Annotated in this window: 14 protein-coding genes; 12 read left to right on the forward strand and 2 right to left on the reverse strand. The window is 64.4% G+C overall.

Annotated features, from left to right (window positions below; genetic code table 11):
• The first annotated feature begins 21 nt into the window (after positions 1-21).
• The 4 genes from C9427_RS13265 (at position 22) to C9427_RS13280 (ending at position 6150) form a co-directional block, all read left to right on the forward strand.
• The gene (locus tag C9427_RS13265; RefSeq protein WP_107649613.1) at positions 22-1056 is read left to right on the forward strand and encodes an ABC transporter substrate-binding protein; all 1035 of its coding nucleotides are present in this window, start codon (positions 22-24) and stop codon (positions 1054-1056) included.
• Positions 1057-1294: 238 nt separating this feature from the next.
• Entirely contained in the window at positions 1295-2491 is a 1197-nt protein-coding gene (locus C9427_RS13270) for a serine hydrolase domain-containing protein (RefSeq protein WP_107649659.1), read from the forward strand.
• A 32-nt stretch (positions 2492-2523) separates the two neighbouring features.
• Positions 2524-3705 carry a serine hydrolase domain-containing protein gene (locus tag C9427_RS13275; protein WP_107649614.1) on the forward strand — a complete coding sequence of 394 codons (1182 nt, stop codon included), beginning with the start codon at positions 2524-2526 and terminating at the stop codon, positions 3703-3705.
• A gap of 126 nt (positions 3706-3831) precedes the next feature.
• Complete coding sequence (locus tag C9427_RS13280) at positions 3832-6150, forward strand: Tex family protein (protein WP_107649615.1); 2319 nt, start codon at positions 3832-3834, stop codon at positions 6148-6150.
• Positions 6151-6154: 4 nt separating this feature from the next.
• Here C9427_RS13280 and C9427_RS13285 read toward each other — a convergent pair whose 3' ends face one another.
• The gene (locus C9427_RS13285; protein ID WP_107649616.1) at positions 6155-7132 is read right to left on the reverse strand and encodes an AraC family transcriptional regulator; all 978 of its coding nucleotides are present in this window, start codon (positions 7130-7132) and stop codon (positions 6155-6157) included.
• Positions 7133-7260: 128 nt separating this feature from the next.
• Between C9427_RS13285 and C9427_RS13290 the strand changes: the two genes are divergently transcribed.
• Positions 7261-8154 carry an SDR family oxidoreductase gene (locus C9427_RS13290; protein ID WP_107649617.1) on the forward strand — a complete coding sequence of 298 codons (894 nt, stop codon included), beginning with the start codon at positions 7261-7263 and terminating at the stop codon, positions 8152-8154.
• Positions 8155-8208: 54 nt separating this feature from the next.
• On the opposite strand, the gene C9427_RS13295 is transcribed toward C9427_RS13290, so the two are convergent.
• Entirely contained in the window at positions 8209-9117 is a 909-nt protein-coding gene (locus tag C9427_RS13295) for a LysR family transcriptional regulator (protein ID WP_107649618.1), read from the reverse strand.
• Between the two features lie 108 nt (positions 9118-9225).
• On the opposite strand from C9427_RS13295, the gene C9427_RS13300 reads away from it, so the two are divergent.
• The 7 genes from C9427_RS13300 to C9427_RS13330 all read left to right on the forward strand — a co-directional run bounded on the left by C9427_RS13300 (position 9226) and on the right by C9427_RS13330 (position 20179).
• Positions 9226-10416 (forward strand): acyl-CoA dehydrogenase, encoded by a 1191-nt coding sequence (locus C9427_RS13300; RefSeq protein ID WP_107649619.1) that lies wholly within the window; start codon positions 9226-9228, stop codon positions 10414-10416.
• Positions 10417-10539: 123 nt separating this feature from the next.
• Positions 10540-13899, forward strand: a complete 3360-nt coding sequence (locus tag C9427_RS13305; protein WP_107649620.1) for a transglutaminase family protein — start codon at positions 10540-10542, stop codon at positions 13897-13899.
• 6 nt (positions 13900-13905) lie between these two features.
• Positions 13906-16317, forward strand: a complete 2412-nt coding sequence (locus C9427_RS13310; protein WP_107649621.1) for a circularly permuted type 2 ATP-grasp protein — start codon at positions 13906-13908, stop codon at positions 16315-16317.
• Positions 16318-16319: 2 nt separating this feature from the next.
• The gene (locus C9427_RS13315) at positions 16320-17204 is read left to right on the forward strand and encodes a transglutaminase family protein (protein ID WP_097572135.1); all 885 of its coding nucleotides are present in this window, start codon (positions 16320-16322) and stop codon (positions 17202-17204) included.
• 78 nt (positions 17205-17282) lie between these two features.
• The gene (locus tag C9427_RS13320; protein ID WP_107649622.1) at positions 17283-18425 is read left to right on the forward strand and encodes a DNA topoisomerase IB; all 1143 of its coding nucleotides are present in this window, start codon (positions 17283-17285) and stop codon (positions 18423-18425) included.
• Between the two features lie 108 nt (positions 18426-18533).
• Positions 18534-18908, forward strand: coding sequence for a YciI family protein (locus tag C9427_RS13325; protein ID WP_107649623.1), 375 nt, complete (start codon positions 18534-18536; stop codon positions 18906-18908).
• On the forward strand, positions 18905-20179 hold the full coding sequence (locus tag C9427_RS13330) for an RNA polymerase sigma factor (protein WP_107649624.1): 1275 nt from the start codon (positions 18905-18907) through the stop codon (positions 20177-20179). Before C9427_RS13325 ends, C9427_RS13330 begins: the two co-directional genes overlap by 4 nt.
• Positions 20180-20402 lie beyond the last annotated feature (223 nt).

Genomic DNA, 20402 nt, shown 5'->3' on the forward strand with positions numbered 1-20402 from the left:
TTGCCAAACGGGAGAATAGCAATGAAATGGAAGACCACGGCTACCACGGCGGTATTCGCAATGTTTGCCTTTGCGGGCAGCGCGTATGCGGAAGGCGAACTCAACATCTTTAATTGGGGCGACTACACTAGCCCCGAGATGATCAAGAAGTTCGAGGATACCTATAAGGTCAAGGTGACGACCACCGACTACGACTCCAACGACACCGCGCTAGCAAAGGTACGCGCCGGTGGTCATGGCTTCGACATTGTGGTGCCGTCGGCCAACTACGTGCCGATCTGGGTGAAGGAAGGGCTTCTGCTTGAGGCCCGGCCCGACCAGATGGCGAACTTCAAGAATGTCGACGAGCGCTGGGTGAACGTTCCCTGGGATCCGGGTCGTCATTATACGGTTCCGTGGCAGTGGGGCGTGACCGGCATCGGCGTCAACACAAAGGTCTATGACGGCGACATCAACACCTCGGCCATCTTCCTCGATCCGCCGAAGGAACTGGTTGGCAAGATCAATGTCGCGCCGGAAATGAACGACGTGCTGTTCGCCACCATCAAGTATCTGGGCGGCGACTGGTGCACGGACGACAAGGAACTGCTCAAGAAAGTGCGCGACAAGCTGGTGGAGGCCAAGCCGAAATGGCTGGCCATGGATTATAGCGTGACCGAGAAGCTACCGGCCGGCGACTATTCGGCCGTCTACTACTGGAACGGCGCCATCATGCGCTCGCGCATCAAGAACCCCGACATCAAGTTCGGCTACCCGAAGGAGGGCTTCCCCTTTTTCATGGACAGTGTTGCCATCCTCAAGGATGCCAAGAATGTCGACAACGCCAAGCTGTTCATGAACTTCATCATGGATCCCGAGAACGCCGCCATGATCTCCGCCTTCGCCAAATATGCCAACGGCATCAAGGGCTCGAAGGCATTCATGCCAGCCGACATGAAGGATGCGCCCGAACTGGTGGTACCGCCAGAACTGGAGAAAGCGGGCGAGTTCCTCACCCCTTGCTCGCCCGAGGTGCAGCAACTCTACACGCGCATCTGGACGGACGTTCAGAAATAGCGGCACTCCGCCTTCTTCCGCGCGAGCGGGAAGACGGCGGGTCAAGGGCCGGATGAGGGGTAGCGCTGAATTCGCAGCGTTCGCGCCGCCCCTCACCTGGCCTGCTGGCACTGCCCTTCGCCATGGCGTCGGGCGTTCGTCACTCGAAAGGCCCAATCGGGGGCTTTCTCGTCCGCTGTGCAGACCGCTCCTCATCCAAGTGAACGGAAGAGCGGCATGCGGCGGCAAGGAAATTCTCATGCAGTCATACCGCAACAGCGAGCCGGCGCCGCCTATCATGCAGGGGTCGCCGCCCAAGATGGCGCCGCCGAGACTCGACTGGGACCGGCCGCCCTGGAACCGCTGGGCGTTCCAGCATATCCGCGAGCTCCTGCCGACCGTCGAGGTCTGGCGCGGCAACGGCCATCGCCACCGGCTCGAGCGGGCCGAGGTCGATCTCGATCAACTGCCGGTCAGCGACAGCACCGGCGCGCCGACGACGCTGGCCGGGCTGCTCGATGAAACCTACACGGACGGCTTCCTGGTGCTCCGGGACGGCAAGGTCGCCTATGAGCGCTATTTCAACGGCATGACCGACCGCACGCTGCATTTGTCGCAGTCGATGGCAAAGTCGGTCACCGCATCTGTATTCGGCATATTGGTGGGGCGCGGCCTGATCGATCCGGCCTTGCCGGTGACGACCTATCTGCCGGAGCTTGCCGCAACAGGCTGGGCGGGCGCCAGCGTGCAGCATGTGCTCGACATGACGAGCGGGGTGCGTTTTTCCGAGGAATACACCGATCCCTATTCCGATGTCGGCCAGGTCGATGTCGCCTCCGGCTGGAAGCCCGTGCCGCCGGGCAGCGATCCGGCCTTCCGGTGGCCATCGCACATTTTCGAATTGATCGTCGGGCTCAAGGAGACAAGCAGGCCACACGGTGCCGCCTTCGAATATCGCTCGATCGAGACCGATGTGCTGGCCTTCATCATGGAGCGGGTGAGCGGCAAGCGGCTCGCGCGATTGATTTCGGAAGAACTCTGGCAAAAGCTCGGCGCGGACGAAAGCGCCTGCTTCACCGTCGACAGTGCCGGCTATGCGCTGGCCGATGGCGGCTTCAACGCCACGCTGCGCGACTATGGCCGTTTCGGCCAGCTGATCCTCGACAATGGTGGCGGCGTGGTGCCGGCCGACTGGATCGAAGCGACGCGCAACGGCGGGCACGGGCCGGATTTCAATGACAGTCTGCCGGAAGGCAGCTACCGCAACCAGTTCTGGATCGAGGATCCGCGCTCGCGCGCGCTGATGTGCCGGGGCGTGTTTGGGCAATTGATCCATATCGACTGGGACACAAGAATGGTCGTGGTGAAGCTTTCGACCTATCCGGATTTCAGCAACATCGCCTATTCGGTGGCGACGCTGAAGGCCGTGCACGCCATCGCCAAAGCATTGGCCTGAGCCTCAGACAACGAAAATCCGGAAGGACCATCATGACCGGCAAGACCGCGTTCGAGACCAGGCATGGCTTTGCCCGCAATAAGGTGCTGCTTTCCAATTGGCGGGAAAGTCCGTTCAGCCGCTGGTCGTTCCAGAATGTCGGCGAGCTGGTGCCGAGCGCGCCCGTTGCCGCGGCTGCGGGTGTAAGCGAGGGGCCGGCGCAAGATCTGACCGGACTGCTCGGAGAAAAGGTCGCCTTGGCGGGCGGACCGGAGAGCGTTGCCGCTTTCCTGAAGCGCTCCGATACCGACGGGCTGACGATCATGAAAGGCGGCAGGATCGTCGGCGACTGGTTCGCGCCGCATATGGATTTCGGCGCCCGCCATATCGTCTTCTCGATCAGCAAGTCGCTGACCGCCATTGTCGCCGGCATATTGGAAGGCGAGGGGACTTTCGATCCGGAGGCTCCGGTGACGCGGTACATCCCGGAAGCCGCCGGCTCGGCCTATGGCGAGGCCAGTGTGCGCCATGTTCTCGACATGAGCGTCAGCCTCGATTTCGAGGAGGCCTATCTCGACCCCGAAAGCGCCTTTGCCCGCTATCGCCGCGCGACGCTGTGGAATCCGGGTGGCGGAGCGGAAAGCCTGGCTGCCTTCATCCTGACGCTGCCACGTCTCGCCGAGCCGCACGGCCAGACCTTTCGCTATCGTTCGCCCAATTCGGACCTGCTCGGCATCCTCGTCGAACGCGCGTCCGGCCGACGTTTCCCCGAGCTGATGCGCGAGAAATTGTGGCTGCCGCTCGGGGCGGCCAGCGAAGCCTCGGTCACGGTGGATATGGAAGGCACAGCGCGCACGGCCGGTGGCATTTCGGTGACGCCGCGCGATCTCGCCCGTGTCGGCGAGATGATGCGGCAAGGCGGCACGGCCTTTGGCCGCCGTGTGGTGCCGGAAGCCTGGGTGCGCGATACTGTCGAAACAGGCGGCAGCTCGGAAGCCTGGCAGCGTGGCACGATGGCGTTCTTGTTTCCGCAGGGACGCTACCGCAACAAATGGTACCAGACGGGGGCTGAAAGCGACGCCTTCTGCGGCATCGGCATTCATGGCCAATGGCTCTATGTCAATCCGAGGGACGAGGTGGTGATCGCCAAGATGTCGTCGCAGCCGCTGCCGGTCGAGGATCCGCTCGATCTCGATATGGTGGCTTTCTTCGAGGCGCTGAGCCGGATGGTCTGACCCTGACGGGCAGCTGGCAATATAGCTTTCCTGTGGACCCGCCGCGTTGGTGAAAACGTCGCGGTTGGCGCAGCCATTCTCTGCGCCTATGGTCGCCGCTCTTTTCGGCACAGCAGCAGGAACGACATGGCATCCGACATCAAGCGCATTGCAACGATCATTGCGGCCGAGATTGGTGCCCGGCCCGAGCAGGCCGCCGCGGCGATCGGCCTGCTCGACGAGGGCGCGACGGTGCCGTTCGTGGCGCGCTACCGCAAGGAGGTGACCGGCGGGCTCGACGACACGCAGTTGCGCGACCTTGCCGAGCGGCTCGCCTATCTGCGCGAACTCGACGCGCGCCGCGACACCATCCTCGGCTCGATCCGCGAGCAGGGCAAGCTCACCGAGGAGCTTGAAGCCAAGATCGCCGCCGCGGCCACCAAGGCCGAGCTCGAGGATATCTATCTGCCCTACAAGCCGAAGCGCCGGACCAAGGCCGAGATCGCGCGCGAGCGTGGGCTGGGACCGCTGGCCGAGGCCATCCTCGCCGACCGCGCATTGGTGCCGGCGGAACTGGCGCTGGCCTATGTCGGCAACGAGATTGCCGACGCCAAGGCGGCGCTTGAAGGCGCGCGCGACATTCTCTCCGAGCAGTTCGCCGAGAATGCCGATCTGGTCGGCAAGCTGCGAAGCTACATGAAGGAACGCGCCTTCCTGCGCGCCCGCGTCGTCGACGGCAAGCAGGAGGCTGGCGCCAAATTCTCCGACTATTTCGACCATGTCGAGCGTTGGGCCAATGTGCCCGGCCATCGCGCGCTGGCGATGCTGCGCGGCCGCAATGAGGAGATGCTGGCGCTCGACATCGAGGTCGATGCCGACGATGCTTCGCCGGTGAAGCCGGTCGAGCGCATGATCGCCAATGCCTATGCCATTGGCGGCAGCCAGCCGGGCGACCGCTGGCTGATGGAAGTGGCCGGCTGGACCTGGCGCATCAAGCTGTCGCTGCACCTGACGCTCGACCTGATGCGCGACCTGCGCGAGCGGGCCGAGGAGGAGGCAATCCATGTCTTCGCCCGCAATCTGAAAGATTTGCTGCTTGCCGCACCCGCCGGCTCGCGCGCCACGATGGGGCTCGACCCCGGCATCCGGACCGGCGTCAAGGTGGCGGTGGTCGACGGCACCGGCAAGCTTGTGGCGACGACGACGGTCTATCCGTTTCCGCCGCGCAACGATGTGCGTGGCACGCAGGCCGAACTGGCGAAGCTGGTTCGCCTGCACAAGGTCGAGCTGATTTCGATCGGCAACGGCACCGGCAGCCGCGAGACGGAAAGACTGGTCGCCGACATGCTGTCCGAGATGCCGGCGGATGCCGGCCCGAAGCCGCTCAAGGTGATCGTCAGCGAGGCGGGCGCCTCGGTCTATTCGGCCTCAGCGGCTGCGGCGGCGGAGTTTCCCGGTCTCGACGTGTCGCTGCGCGGCGCGGTGTCGATCGCCCGGCGCTTGCAGGATCCACTCGCCGAACTGGTCAAGATCGAGCCGAAGTCGATCGGTGTCGGCCAGTATCAGCACGATGTCGACCAGTACCGGCTCGGCCGCTCGCTGGAAGCCGTGGTCGAGGATGCCGTCAACGCTGTCGGCGTCGACCTCAACACGGCATCGGCGCCGCTATTGGCACGCGTGTCAGGCCTTGGCGCGTCGCTGGCCGAAGCGATCGTTGCGCATCGCGATGCCACCGGCCCCTTCGCCAGCCGGAAGGATCTTCTCAAGGTTTCTCGCCTCGGACCTCGCGCGTTCGAGCAATGCGCCGGCTTCCTGCGCATTGCGAACGGCAGCGAGCCGCTCGATGCCTCGTCCGTGCATCCGGAAGCCTATGGCGTGGCGAAGAAGATCGTCGCTGCCTGCGGGCGCGATGTGCGTTCGCTTATGAGCGATAGTGCTGCGCTCAAGGCTCTTGATCCGCGCGTTTTCGTCGACGAGCGCTTCGGCCTGCCGACCGTGCGCGACATCCTGGCGGAGCTGGAAAAGCCCGGCCGCGATCCGCGTCCCGGCTTCAAGACCGCGACCTTCGCCGATGGTGTCGACGACATCAATGATTTGAAGCCCGGCATGCTGCTTGAAGGCACCGTCACCAATGTCGCGGCCTTCGGCGCCTTCGTCGATATCGGCGTGCACCAGGATGGGCTGGTGCATGTCTCGCAACTCGCCGATCGCTTCGTCAAGGACGCGCATGAGGTGGTCAAGGCCGGCGACGTGGTCAAGGTGCGCGTCGTCGAAGTCGACATCAAGCGCAAGCGCATCGGGCTTTCGATGCGCAAGGATGGTGACGGTGGTGCTTCGAGAGGCGGGCCACGCAACAATGGCGGCAAACCCGTGCCGCGCGCGCCAGCACCACAGCGTCAGCCGCAACAGCCGGCACAACAGGGTGCCTTCGGCGCTGCCCTGGCCGAGGCGATGAAGCGGAAGTAGCCAGTCAACTGGCGATGGGTCCGAACCGATTGGCGTTGGCGGCTTCCGCTTGGGAAGAGGGTTGGCCATATGAAGAGGGGTCGCGGCCACGGCCATATTGCCGTGGCGAACAGCCCATGACCCGCTTGAATGCCGTGCTGAAGGCGCTTTCGGATTCATAGCCGAGCGACAAGGCGATAACGGAAACGGGATCGCCGGAATTCGCCAGCCTGTCGCCTGCCAGCAGCATGCGCCAGCGCGTCAAATAGTCCATGGCCGATGTGCCGACCATTTGCTTGAATTTAAGGGCAAAGGTCGATCGCGACATGCCAACACGCTCTCCCAGTTCCTGCAATGTCCAGCCATGTGCCGGATCGTCGTGCATGGCGTTGATCGCAACACCTATCTGCCTGTCGGCCAGGGCGAAGAGCCAGCCGACCCGCAACCCTTGCGCCATATGCAGGCGCAGGGCCTCGATCAGGATCATGTGGGCGAGATGTTCGACCACCAGGAAGCCGCCAGGTTGCGGCTCGCGCAGTTCCTGCATCATCCGCTCGACGGGCCAGCGCAGCGCCGACCGGTCGGATTCCCTGCGAATGTGCACGATTGGCGGCAGCATACGCAACAGGATGCCGGCATGGCCGCCGGCAAGGGCAAAGCGACTGCTGACAAGAAGAAAATCGCCACCGCCATTGTGCGAGGTGATGCCACCGGTGCGGGCGGGCGAAAAGATCGTGCTGGCAGCAACCGGTGTCAGGCTCAGGTCGCTGGCGAGACGGAAAGGCCGTCCGCGCGGCAGCAGGAAGCAGTCGCCCGTCTCCAGGCGCACCGCGTCTGACTGGCCCTCCACCGATAGCCAGCATTGGCCGGAAACCACCGCGCCGCATTTGATGGCCGCCTGCTGGTCGGGGAACTGGATCGACCAGTCCCCGCCTGCTTCCAGGCCAGCGGAAAGGTAATTGCGCGGCTTCAGCAGCGACAGCACGTCTGAGAGCGGATCCATAGGCTGTTCCGGACGATTGCGAAGACAATACGGACTTTACAGCATAGATCGTATTTCCTCAATCGCCTACTCCTTCGCCAACGGGGGCCGCCGATGCGGTCCTCTCAGAAAGCAAAGGAGACATTGCAATGCGTGTGTTCGTTACCGGTGCCACCGGTTTTGTCGGTTCGGCTGTCGTGCGGGAACTCGTTGAAGCGGGCCATCAGGTGACAGGCCTTGCCCGCTCGGATGCGGGCGTGAAATCCGTTGCTGCCGCAGGCGCACAGGCGCTTCGCGGTGATCTCGAAGATCTAGAAAGCCTGCGCAGTGGCGCGACCACGGCTGACGGCGTGATCCACACCGCCTTCAATCACGATTTCTCGAAATTCGCGCAAAATTGCGAGGCGGACCGTCGCGCCATCGAGGCGCTCGGTGGTGTACTCGAAGGCTCCGAGCGGCCATTGCTGGTCACCTCCGGCCTCGCTCTGCTGACAAAGGGCGGCATGGCGACCGAGGACGATGCGCCTGTGCCGCCCTCGGCCTCCTATCCCCGCGCTTCGGAAGTGACGGCCGCCGCGCTGGCGGCGCGTGGCGTGCGTGCGTCGACGGTGCGCCTGTCGCCCTCCGTCCATGGCGACGGCGACCACGGCTTTGTACCGATGCTGATCGGCATCGCGCGCGAAAAGGGCGTTTCGGCCTATGTCGGCGACGGCCTCAACCGCTGGCCAGCGGTGCATCGGCTCGATGCCGCCCGCCTCTTCAGGCTGGCGCTGGAGAAGGGGACCGGCGGAGCCCGGTATCACGGCGTCGCGGAGCACGGCGTGCCATGCCGGGCGATCGCCGAAGTCATCGGCCGGCGGTTGAACCTGCCGGTTGTGTCAAAGCCCCATGAGGAGGCGGCCGGCCATTTCGGTTTTCTCGGGCATTTCTTCAGCATGGACTGGCCGGCATCGAGCGAGCAGACCCGCGACGTGCTGGGCTGGCAGCCGAAGCAGCCCGGGCTCATTGCCGATCTCGACCGCCCCAGCTATTTCGAAAGCTGAGCGGAAGCGCTTAGCCCTCCTGGCTGACATGGATTCTGGTCTTGATGCATGTCGTTACTCCAAAACCGTCCCGTCCTTGGCGACATGCGTGAGCAGCCAGTCGCGAAAGGAGGCGACCGGCGGATGGCCACGCTTGTCGTGTGGCACGACCAGATAGTAGGCATTGCGGCTCTGCATCGGCCGGCCCGGCGCCGGCACGAGTTGGCCGCGCTGCAACTCGCCCGATATCAGGATCGACGGCAGCAGGGCGACGCCCAGCCCGGCCATGCAGGCCTGGGCGGCCGTGCCGAACTGCTCGAATTGCATGCCGGGTCCGGTCGGCGCGCTCAGGCCCTGGTGCTCGAACCATTCGGTCCAGGCTCCGGGGCGCGTCGCCATGTGCAGCAGTGGCAGGCGCCCGATATCGGCCGGCGTGGCAATAGCGCGGCCGGCCAGGAATTCGGGCGAGACGACAGGCGCCACGGTCTCGCGCACCAGCAGCGTGGAGTCGGCCTCCGGCCAGTCGGGCAGGCCGTAATGGATCGCGGCATCCAGCCTTTCGCGCGCGAAGTCGAAGCGGCCGACGCGGGTGACGAAGTTGATGGTGATATCAGGGTTGTTTTCGACGAAATCGGGAATGAGCGGCATCAGCCAGCGCGTGCCGAAGGTCGGCAATATGGCGAGGTTCAATATGCCGGTATGCCGATTGCTCATCAATCCGAGTGCCGCGTCGCGCAACTGGCCAAGCGCGGAACGCACCGCTTCGGCATAGATTTCGCCGGCCGTGGATAGCCTGACATTGCGGCTGTCACGGTCGAACAGCCGGCGGCCGAACTGCTCTTCCAGCAGTGCAATCTGCCGGCTCACGGCGCCTTGGGTCAGATCGAGTTCGCGCGCGGCGGCGGTGAAGGAGCCGAGACGCGCCACCGCCTCGAAGGCGGCAAGGGCGCCAATGTTCGGCAAGAGGCGGCGCTGGACGTTCATGATCCATTACTAACGCTCATTGATCGGTGATGCAATTTCGTTTGATTTTTTTGAGACAGGGGTCGATAAGCCGGGCACTTCAAGATTTTGTTGTGGGGATCGAGAGCCATGGCCGCCGAGAAGAATGTTTTCGTCTGGAACGATCCTTTCCTGATCGAGGACCAGCTTTCGGAAGACGAACGCATGGTGCGCGATGGCGCGGCGGCGTTTGCCGCCGACAAGCTCGCGCCGAGGATCGAGGAGGCCTATCTCGAGGAAAAGACCGACGCCGGCATCTTCCGCGAGATGGGCGAGGCCGGCCTGCTCGGCATCACCATCCCGGAGGAATATGGCGGGCTTGGCGCCAACTATGTCACCTACGGGCTGGTGGCGCGCGAAGTCGAGCGCATCGATTCCGGCTATCGCTCGATGATGAGCGTGCAGTCGTCGCTGGTGATGTACCCGATCCACGCCTATGGTTCGGAAGCCCAGCGCAAGAAATACCTGCCGAAGCTTGCGTCGGGCGAATGGATCGGCTGTTTCGGGCTGACCGAGCCGGATGCCGGCTCCGATCCCGGCGGCATGAAGACCCGGGCCGAGAAGACGGCGAACGGCTACAGGCTCTCCGGTTCGAAGATGTGGATTTCCAACGCGCCGATCGCCGACGTCTTCGTCGTCTGGGCGAAATCGGCCGCGCATGACAACGAGATCCGTGGCTTCGTGCTGGAAAAGGGCATGAAGGGGCTGTCGGCGCCGAAGATCGGCGGCAAGCTCAGCCTGCGCGCGTCGATCACCGGCGAGGTGGTGACGGAAGGCGTCGAGGTCGGCGAGGACGCCCTGTTGCCCAACGTTTCCGGGCTGAAGGGACCGTTCGGCTGCCTCAACCGGGCGCGCTACGGCATCTCCTGGGGCGCGATGGGCGCGGCCGAGGATTGCTGGCACCGGGCGCGGCAATATGGCCTCGACCGCAAGCAGTTCGGCAAACCGCTGGCCGGCACGCAGCTCTTCCAGAAGAAGCTCGCCGACATGCAGACCGAGATCGCGTTGGGCTTGCAGGGCTCGCTCAGGGTCGGGCGGCTGATGGATGAAGGCAAGATGGCGCCTGAGATGATCTCGATCGTCAAGCGCAACAATTGCGGCAAGGCGCTCGATATCGCTCGCCAGGCGCGCGACATGCACGGCGGCAACGGCATTCAGATCGGCTACCACGTCATGCGCCACGCTCAGAACCTGGAGACTGTGAATACCTACGAGGGCACGCATGACGTGCATGCGCTGATCCTCGGGCGGGCACAGACCGGGTTGCAGGCCTTCTTCTAGGCGGCGTTAGACCGTTCGGCGCTGCTTAAATTAGGTGCACCGCAACATCTCTGCTTGGAGAATGGCCAGCATTTGTGTCAGGGTTCGGCGAACTCGTTTTGAAACGCCGACTTCCGGGGCACCATGGCAATTCTGGCCGCCGTCTACCACCTGACCCACTACAAATACGACCGGCCGGTCGTGCTTGGTCCCCAGGTCATCAGGCTGCAGCCGGCGCCGCATTCCCGCACCAAAGTGCTCAGCCATTCGCTGAAAGTCGAGCCGGCAAACCACTTCGTCAACCTGCAGCAGGATCCCTACGGCAATTTCCTTGCCCGCTTCGTCTTTCCGGAGCCGGTGAGCGAGCTCAAGATCGAGGTCGACCTCGTCGCCGACATGACGGTCTACAATCCGTTCGACTTCTTTGTCGAGCCATCGGCCGAGACGTTTCCGTTCGAGTACCCGGAAGAGATCAACGACGATCTCGCCATCTACCGGACGCCGGAGCCGGCTGGGCCGCTGCTGTCGTCCTTTCTCGCTACTGTCGACCGCAGCCCGAGGAACACGGTCGATTTCCTCGTCGACCTCAATGCGCGGCTGCAGCGCGAGATCGCCTATATCGTGCGGATGGAAACCGGCGTCTTCTCGCCGGAGGAGACGCTTGCCGCCAGGAAAGGCTCATGCCGCGACTCGAGCTGGCTGCTGGTGCAGATCCTCAGGAATCTCGGTATCGCCGCGCGCTTCGTCTCCGGCTATCTGATCCAGCTCAAGCCCGACCTCGTCGCGCTCGACGGGCCGCCCGGAACCGCTGTCGACTTCACCGATCTGCATGCCTGGTGCGAGGTCTATCTGCCGGGCGCCGGCTGGATCGGCTTGGATCCGACCTCAGGCCTGCTCACCGGCGAAAGCCATGTGCCGCTGGCGGCGACGCCGCATTTCCGCAACGCTGCACCCATTTCCGGCATGGCAAGCTTCGCCAATGTCGAGTTCGGCTTCGATATGCGGGTCGACCGCATCGCCGAGCATCCGCGCATCACCAAGCCGTTCTCCGACGAAAGCTGGCAGGCGCTCGATGCGCTCGGCAACAAGGTCGATGCGGCGCTCCAGGCCGGCGATGTGCGACTGACCATGGGCGGCGAGCCGACCTTCGTGTCGATCGACGATTTCGAGGCGGACGAATGGAACACCGCCGCCGTCGGCCCGACCAAACGCGAAAAGGCCGACGCGCTGATCAGAAAACTGCGCGAGCGCTTCGCGCCGGGCGGCTTTCTCCACTATGGCCAGGGCAAATGGTATCCGGGCGAGAGCCTGCCGCGCTGGACGTTCTCGCTCTACTGGCGCACTGATGGCGAGCCGGTGTGGAGCGACCCGTCGCTGATCGCACGGGAAAAAAGCAAAGCCGATGTCGGGCCGAAGCAGGCCGAAAGCCTGCTGACGGCCATCGCCGGCGAGCTCGGCATCGACAAGGCGATGGTCAGCGAAGCCTATGAGGATCCGGCCGAGTGGCTGCTCAAGGAAGGCAAGCTGCCGGACAATGTCGACCCGTCCAATTCGAAGCTGGAAGACCCCGAAGAGCGCAGCCGCATGGCGAAGGTGTTCGAACGCGGCCTGACCAAGCCGTCGGGTTATGTGCTGCCGGTCCAGCGCTGGAACAGCCAGGCTTCGGGGCCGCGCTGGCGCTCGGAGAAATGGAAGACGCGCCGCGGCCGGCTTTTCCTGGTGCCGGGCGATTCACCGGTCGGCTACCGTTTGCCGCTGGGTACGCTGCCCTATGTGCCGCCGGCGCAGTTCCCCTACATCGTGCCGGTCGACCCGTCGCTGCCGCGTGGTCCGTTGCCGGCGCGCGAGGCCATCTTGCCCCAGGCTGCTCCGGCCGAACTGGAGGGCGCCGACGAGATGGCGCGCCGCCAGCAGGCGGCATCGTTTACGGCCACGACTGGTCAGCAGGATCGCGTCGAGCAGGAGATTACCGAGATCGGTGGCGCGGTGCGCACGGCACTCTCGGTCGAGCCGCGCGAGGGGCGGCTTTGCGTGTTCATGCCGCCGGTCGAGGCCTTGGAGGACTATCTCGAACTCGTTGCGGCGGCGGAAAACGCGGCAAGGGCGATCGGGGTGCCGGTGCATATCGAAGGCTATGGCCCGCCGCACGATCCGCGCCTCAACGTCATCAGGGTGGCGCCTGATCCCGGCGTCATCGAGGTCAACATCCACCCGGCCGCGAATTGGCAGGATTGCGTGGCGACGACCACGGCGATCTACGAGGAGGCGCGGCAGACGCGGCTCGGCGCCGACAAGTTCATGATCGACGGCCGCCACACCGGCACCGGCGGCGGCAATCATGTCGTCGTTGGCGGCGCGACGCCCGACGACAGTCCGTTCCTGCGCCGCCCGGATCTGTTGAAGAGCCTGGTGCTGCAATGGCAGCGGCATCCCTCGCTGTCCTATCTGTTCTCGGGCCTGTTCATCGGCCCGACCAGCCAGGCGCCGCGCTTCGACGAGGCGCGCCACGATTCGCTCTATGAGCTCGAGATCGCGATGGCACAGGTGCCGCATCCCGACAGCGGTAGCGCGCCGCTGCCGTGGCTGGTCGACCGGCTGTTCCGCAACCTCCTGACCGACGTGACAGGCAATACGCACCGCTCGGAAATCTGCATCGACAAATTGTTTTCGCCCGACGGTCCGACCGGTCGGCTGGGGCTGGTCGAGTTCCGCGGTTTCGAAATGCCGCCCAATGCGCGCATGAGCCTGGCGCAGCAATTGCTGGTGCGCGCCATCATCGCCCGCGCCTGGAAGAACCCGCTCGACGGCCGCTTCGTGCGCTGGGGCACCTCGCTGCACGACCGTTTCATGCTGCCGCACTATGTCTGGGCCGACTTTCTCGACGTGCTCGACGACCTCAAGCTAAACGGCTTCGAATTCCGTCCCGAATGGTTCGACGCGCAGCTCGAATTTCGCTTTCCGTTCTGCGGCGAGGTCCGGCATGCCGGCATCAAGCTGGAGCTGCGGCAGGCGCTGGAGCCATGGCATGTCATGGGCGAACAAGGCGCTATCGGCGGCACGGTGCGCTTCGTCGATTCCTCGGTCGAGCGGCTGCAGGTGAAGACCGAAGGTCTCAACCCGGAACGCCATGCCGTCGTCTGCAACGGCCGCATCGTGCCGCTGAAGGTGACCGACAACAGGGAGATCGCGGTGGCGGGCGTCCGCTTCAAGGCCTGGCAGCCGGCCTCTGGCCTGCATCCGGCGCTGCCGGTCAACACGCCGCTGGTCTTCGACATCTACGATCGCTGGTCGGGCCGGGCGGTGGGCGGCTGCGTCTACCATGTCGCGCATCCCGGCGGGCGCAATTACGACACTTTCCCGGTCAATGGCAACGAGGCGGAGGCACGGCGGCTTGCCCGCTTCGAGCCGCGCGGCCACACACCGTCAGCCTATGTGCTGCGCGACGAAGAAGCCGCTGAAGATTTCCCGATGACCCTTGACCTCAGGCGGCCACCAAGACTCTGATCAACGATGGCAAAGGGGAATCAGAAAAAACTACGCGGCAAGCCGCTGGTCCATAGTCTGCTGGAACACTACCAGCCGATCGACGGCGTCGTCGACGAGATGGTCGATGCATCGGGCAACCCCCGCCCGGTCTGGAAGGACTTCATCGAGGCGCTGGAAGAACTGGGGCCGGAAAAGCTCGGCCAGCGCTTCGCCCGCGCCGACCAGTATCTGCGCGACGCCGGCGTCTACTACCGCGTCTACGACAAGGCCGGCGCCAATGAGCGGGAATGGCCGCTGGCGCATGTCCCCCTGCTGATCGAGGAGAAGGAATGGGCCGACATCAGCGCCGGCCTGGTCCAGCGGGCCGATCTGTTCGAGGAAACGCTTGCCGACATCTACGGGCCGAACCGGCTGGTCGAGAAGGGCATCCTGCCGGCGGGGCTGATCGCGGCGAGCCCGGAATATTTGCGGCCGGTGGTCGGTGTCAGGCCTGCCAGTGGGCATTTCCTGCATTTCTGCGCCTTCGAGCTTGGCCGCGGTCCTGACGGCCGCTGGTGGGTTCTGGGCGACCGCACGCAGGCGCCATCGGGCGCGGGCTTCGCGCTTGAAAACCGCGTCGCCACGACGCGGGCGCTGTCCGACATCTATGGCGAGATGCATGTGCACCGCCTTGCCGGCTTCTTCCGCCGCTTTCGCGACGCGTTGAACGGCATGGCCAACGTGTCCGGTGGCCGCGTCGCCATCCTGACGCCGGGGCCGCTCAACGAAACCTATTACGAACATGCCTATATCGCGCGCTATCTCGGCATCATGCTGCTTGAAGGCGAGGATTTGACCGTCTCCGGCGGCAGGCTGATGGTGCGCACCGTTTCGGGCCTGATGCCGGTCAGCGTGCTGTGGCGGCGGCTGGACGCCGCCTTCGCCGACCCGCTCGAACTCAGGCCGGAGTCGCAGATCGGCACGCCGGGGCTGGTCGAGGCGATCCGGCGCGGTGCCGTTTCGGCGGTCAATGCGCTCGGTTCCGGCCTGATGGAGACACGGGCGTTGCTCTCCTTCCTGCCGAAGGTTGCGCGCGAATTGCGGGGCGAGGCGCTTTTGTTGCCCAGCGTCGCCACCTGGTGGTGCGGGCAGGAGAGCGAACGCCGGCACGTGCTCGCCAATTTCGACCGCATGGTGATCGGTCCGGCGCTGTCGACGCGGCTTGCCTTCGAGGACGACAATTTGACCAAACTCGGCTCGGCGTTGTCCGACGAGGAGCGGGCCGAACTGATCGCGCGGATCGAACGGGACGGCGGCGATTTCGTCGGTCAGGAAGCGGTGACGCTTTCGACCACCCCGGTCTATGTCGGCGGCCGACTGGAGCCACGGCCGGCAAGCCTGCGCGTCTATCTGGCGCGCACGCCGGAAGGCTGGACGGTGATGCCGGGCGGCTTTGCCCGGGTCGGCTTTTCGCTCGATCCGACGGCGATCGCCATGCAGCGCGGCGGTCAGGCGGCGGATGTGTGGGTGATCAGCGACAGGCCTGTCGAGCGCGAGACGCTGCTGCCGCAGGAGCACGACAGCTTCACCCGCACCATGCCGGGCAGCCTGCCCAGCCGCTCGGCGGAGAACCTGACTTGGCTCGGCCGCTATATCGAGCGCTCGGAAGACACGGTGCGCATCCTGCGCGCCTATCATGTGCGGCTGGCGGAGACCTCCGATCCGGAGATTCCCTTGCTTGCCGATATCAGGGACTATCTCGAACCTTTCGGCATCGACGTTCAATCGGCAATCCCTTCGGGGCTGATCTCGACGCTGGACAGCGCCGTCTATAGCGCCGGGCAGATCCGCGACCGGTTCTCGCCCGACGGCTGGCTGGCGCTGAAGGATCTGTCGAAGACCATTCACCAATTCGCGGAGACGGTGGCGCCGGGCGATGATGCGACGCGAGCGATGACGGTCATGCTGCGCAAGCTCGCCGGGTTTTCCGGCCTGCTGCATGAGAATATGTATCGCTTCACCGGCTGGCGTTTCCTGGAGATCGGTCGGCGCCTGGAGCGCGGCATCCAGATCGCCCGCACGCTTGCCCGGCTGACCGGGACGGCGGCGCCGGACGGTGCGCTCGACATGATGCTGGAGATCGGCGACAGCGTCATGACCCACCGGCGGCAGTATCCAGTGCAGGCCGGCCGGCGCACGGTGATTGATCTCCTGGTGCTCGATCCGCTCAACCCGCGTTCGATCCTGTTCCAGCTCGAACGGCTGAAGGCCGAAATCGCGCTGTTGCCCGCTGTCGGCGGGGAGGGGCACATGTCGCTGGCGGCGAAAGAGATATTGCAGCTCAACACGGCCATCGCCATCAAGGAGCCTTCGGATATGACGGCAAAGGCGCTCGACGATCTCGCCAATGAGATAGGCGGTCTCTACAGCAGCCTTGCCAAAGCCTATTTCGGGTAAGCATGCTTTACGACATCAGGCTTCATCTCAGCTACGACTACGATGCGGCGGCCGGCGGCGGCCGCCATCAGGTCCGCGTGCTGCCGTCGACGATATCAGGCGTGCAGCGCGTGATCGCCGCTTCGCTGTCGTTTGCGCCGGCGCCGGGCGAACGCTCGGATTTTTCCGATTTCTTCGGCAACAGCGTCACCTCGATCGCCTTTCGCGACGTGCATGATGCGCTCGACATCAGGATGAGCGCGCGGGTTTCGGTCTCGCGGCCGGAGATTGGTCTGGACGTGTCGCCCGACATTCGCCGGCTGCGGGAGGAACTCGATGCGGTGCGATCGCTCTCGCCCGGATCGCCGCATCACTTCCTGGCTGCCAGCGATCACGCCGGCATCGACGCTGCTATCACGGCCTACGCACGCGGTAGTGCCGGCAGCTCGGCTGTCAGCACGGCGATGAACCTGTGCAACCGCATCCACCACGATTTCACCTATGACGGCGAGGCGACCACGGTGCGCACCCGGGCCAGCGACGCTTTCGGCCTGAAGCGGGGGGTGTGCCAGGACTTTTCCCACATCATGATCGCCGGCCTGCGAGGGCTCGGCATTCCGGCCGGCTATGTCAGCGGCTTCCTGCGCACCATCCCGCCGAAGGGCAAGCCGCGGCTCGAGGGCGCCGACGCCATGCATGCGTGGGTCAAGGTGTGGTGCGGGCGCGATGCCGGCTGGCAGGAATTCGATCCGACCAACGGGATGCGGGCCAGCAACGACCACATCACCGTCGGCCATGGCCGCGACTATTCGGATGTGGCGCCGATCGTCGGCGTCCTGAAGACGACAGGCGGGCAGGTCGGCGAGCAAGCCGTCGACGTCATCCCCGTCGTGCTCGAGAAGGCCTGATAGCAGTCCAAAAGCCAGGAGCCGGAACCAGCGGCCGGTCCGGCGCTTATCTATGGGAAATTTTTCCATGGAGAGGACATGCTGGACAAATCGGAGTCGCCGTCAGGCCGATTGGCCACCATATCGGGCAACGCGTCGAAGAATGGGGCGTCGAAGAATGGGGCGTCGAAGAATGGGGCGCCGAGGAACGGCGGCGAAGCCTCCGCCGACCGAGCTTCGCTCGCCTATGTCAGCGACGCCGAGCCCGGCATCCGTCGTGTCAGGACCGGCAAGGGATTTTCGTACAAAGGGCCGAACAGACGAGCCGTGAGTGAGGATGCCGTCGCGCGCATCAAGGCGCTCGCAATACCGCCAGCCTGGACCGATGTGTGGATTTCGCCAGACGCCAACGGCCATATCCAGGCAACGGGCCGGGACCAACGCGGACGCAAGCAATATCGCTATCATGCACAATGGGCCGAGGAGCGGGACGGCGTTAAATATTCGAGCCTGATTGCCTTTGCAGAAAGCCTGCCTGAACTGCGACGCCAGATCGACGCCGATCTGCGCCGTCGCGGCCTGCCGCTGGAGCGGGTTGTCGCTGCTGTGGTCTGGCTGCTCGACAACACTATGATCCGCGTCGGCAATGCCGCCTACGCTCGTGACAATAACAGCTTTGGGCTGACCACGCTGCGTGACCGGCATGTCGACATCAAGGGCTCAAGCCTGCGCTTTGCTTTCAAAGGTAAGTCCGGCAAGGAATGGAAGCTGAAACTCGTCGATCGCCGGATCGCGCGCATCGTGCGTGGCGCCCAGGATTTGCCGGGCCAGAAGCTGTTCCAGTATCTCGACGAGGACGGAAACAGGCGGCCGATCCGCTCCGACGACGTCAACCGCTACATCAGGGACAAGGCCGGAGCCGATTTCAGTTCAAAGCATTTCCGCACCTGGGGCGGCACCATCCATGCCGCGTCGCTGTTTGCGCAGACGGAGCGCCCTGAAAGCCCGGCACAACAGAAGCGGGTGATCAACGGCGTCATCGACAAGGTGGCCGAGCGGCTTGGCAATACGCGCGCCGTCTGCCGCAAATGCTACATCCATCCGCAAGTCTTCGACGCTTGGTCCGAAGGACGGCTGCTCGGCGAAATGACGGAGGCGAACAGAAGGAAGCGGTCGATACAAGGCCTCGATGACGAGGAAGCGCTCGTCCTGAGATGGCTGAAGGCGTGGGAGGGCTGCTAGGTTCGGCCTGTCGACGGCTTGTGTCTCCGTGGCAGGGCGATTTTTTTATCGACGCACTGTCGGGATCAGTCCTAGTGTTTCGTCCTTTGACGGAGAAAAGGACATCCCATGCTCTACGCTATCCTCTGCTACGCTTCTGAAGACGTCGTCTGCTCCTGGAGCAAGGAACAGGATGACGAGGTCATGACGAAACTTCTCGGCGTGCAGGAAAAATACGCTCAAGCCGGCCGGCTTGGCCCGGTGGCGCGGCTGCTGCCGACGACGGCCGCGACAACGCTGAGGAAGGTCAAGGGCGAAGCGGTCGTCATCGACGGACCATTTGCCGAAACCAAGGAACAATTCCTCGGTTTCTACACGCTCGAATGCAACGATCTCGATGAGGCGGTCGATTTCGCGCGCGAGCTTTCCGAGGTCAATCCCAGCGGCGGCTCCTACGAGATACGGCCGGTTTCGCTCTTCAATCCCGCCAAGGTTTCCGCATGACCGACCTTACCTGGATCAGCACGGCGATCAGCACCGCCCGCCCACAGGCGATGGGCGCGCTGCTGCGCTACTTTCGCGATCTCGATGCCGCGGAAGAGGCTTTCCAGGATGCATGCCTGAGAGCGTTGAACAACTGGCCGAAGAATGGCCCGCCGCGCGATCCGGCGGCCTGGCTGATCTTTGTCGGCCGCAACAGCGGCATCGATGCGGTGCGCAAGCGCGCCAAGCAGGCGCCGCTGCCGGAGGAAGACCAGATCTCCGACCTTGAGGATGCCGAAACCGATATCGCCGAGCGGCTGGACGGCGCGCACTACCGCGACGACATCTTGCGGCTGCTGTTCATCTGCTGCCATCCCGATCTGCCGGCCACGCAGCAGATCGCCGTGGCATTGCGCATCGTCTCCGGCCTGACGGTCAAGCAGATCGCCCGCGCCTTCCTTGTCGGCGAAAGCGCCATGGAGCAGCGCATCACCCGCGCCAAGGCGCGCATTGCAGATGCCGGCGTGCCGTTCGAGACGCCCGGTGCGGTCGAGCGCTCGGAACGGCTCGCCGCTGTCGCCGCCATGGTCTATCTGATCTTCAACGAAGGCTATTCGACCAATAGTGGCGAGGCTCCGGCCCGCGCCCCGCTCTGCGAAGAGGCGATCCGGCTGGCAAGGTTGCTTCTGCGGCTGTTTCAGACCGAGCCGGAGATCATGGGCCTGACGGCGCTGCTGCTGCTCCAGCATGCGCGTGCGCCGGCGCGCTTCGACGAGAATGGCGAGATCGTGCTGCTCGAGGACCAGGACCGCAGCCTGTGGAGCCGCAAGATGATCGACGAGGGGCTGGCGCTGGTCGACAAGGCGCTGCGCCACCAGAAGCCCGGGCCTTACCAGGTGCAGTCGGCGATCGCCGCGCTGCATGCGCGGGCGGCAAAGCCCGAGGATACCGACTGGACCGAGATCGACCTGCTCTACAGCCTGCTCGAGCAAATGCAGCCGTCGCCGGTGGTGACGCTCAATCGCGCCGTCGCGGTCGCCAAGGTGCGCGGGCCGGAAGCAGCACTTGCCATGATCGAGCCGCTGGAACAAAAGCTATCCGGCTATTTCCACTTCTTCGGCCTCAAGGGCGGCCTGTTGATGCAGCTTGGCCGGGGCGATGAGGCACGCACTGCCTTCGACCGCGCCATCGCGCTTGCCAATACGGCCGCCGAGGCCGCCCACATCCGCATGCATATCGACCGGCTGATGAAGGACGGCGCGGCCCAGGGGGCTTCCCGAAAGGCGCTCTGAACCTGGTTCAACGGTCTGATCCCGGCCTAAGGCCTGTTGATATTCAGGTGAGGCTGGCCTGCAAATGGCGATTTCCTGCGCTTCCGGTGCTCACGTACTTTGAGTACGCTCCGCTCCGGTTCTCGGAAACCGTCATTTTCGACTCAGCCTGACCTGAATCTCAACACACCTTCGACCATGCCGGGGTGGCGATTTTTCCCCGAAACGCGTAATGCCACGCCAT

This window comes from Mesorhizobium helmanticense (assembly GCF_003034915.1).
Lineage (GTDB): Bacteria > Pseudomonadota > Alphaproteobacteria > Rhizobiales > Rhizobiaceae > Mesorhizobium > Mesorhizobium helmanticense.

Excerpts from the sequence above, each read along its gene's own strand:
- C9427_RS13265 (WP_107649613.1), top strand. The coding sequence starts at position 22 with ATGAAATGGAAGACCACGGCTACCACGGCGGTATTCGCAATGTTTGCC.
- C9427_RS13270 (WP_107649659.1), top strand. The coding sequence starts at position 1,295 with ATGCAGTCATACCGCAACAGCGAGCCGGCGCCGCCTATCATGCAGGGG.
- C9427_RS13275 (WP_107649614.1), top strand. The coding sequence starts at position 2,524 with ATGACCGGCAAGACCGCGTTCGAGACCAGGCATGGCTTTGCCCGCAAT.
- C9427_RS13280 (WP_107649615.1), top strand. The coding sequence starts at position 3,832 with ATGGCATCCGACATCAAGCGCATTGCAACGATCATTGCGGCCGAGATT.
- C9427_RS13285 (WP_107649616.1), bottom strand. The coding sequence starts at position 7,132 with ATGGATCCGCTCTCAGACGTGCTGTCGCTGCTGAAGCCGCGCAATTAC.
- C9427_RS13290 (WP_107649617.1), top strand. The coding sequence starts at position 7,261 with ATGCGTGTGTTCGTTACCGGTGCCACCGGTTTTGTCGGTTCGGCTGTC.
- C9427_RS13295 (WP_107649618.1), bottom strand. The coding sequence starts at position 9,117 with ATGAACGTCCAGCGCCGCCTCTTGCCGAACATTGGCGCCCTTGCCGCC.
- C9427_RS13300 (WP_107649619.1), top strand. The coding sequence starts at position 9,226 with ATGGCCGCCGAGAAGAATGTTTTCGTCTGGAACGATCCTTTCCTGATC.
- C9427_RS13305 (WP_107649620.1), top strand. The coding sequence starts at position 10,540 with ATGGCAATTCTGGCCGCCGTCTACCACCTGACCCACTACAAATACGAC.
- C9427_RS13310 (WP_107649621.1), top strand. The coding sequence starts at position 13,906 with ATGGCAAAGGGGAATCAGAAAAAACTACGCGGCAAGCCGCTGGTCCAT.
- C9427_RS13315 (WP_097572135.1), top strand. The coding sequence starts at position 16,320 with ATGCTTTACGACATCAGGCTTCATCTCAGCTACGACTACGATGCGGCG.
- C9427_RS13320 (WP_107649622.1), top strand. The coding sequence starts at position 17,283 with ATGCTGGACAAATCGGAGTCGCCGTCAGGCCGATTGGCCACCATATCG.
- C9427_RS13325 (WP_107649623.1), top strand. The coding sequence starts at position 18,534 with ATGCTCTACGCTATCCTCTGCTACGCTTCTGAAGACGTCGTCTGCTCC.
- C9427_RS13330 (WP_107649624.1), top strand. The coding sequence starts at position 18,905 with ATGACCGACCTTACCTGGATCAGCACGGCGATCAGCACCGCCCGCCCA.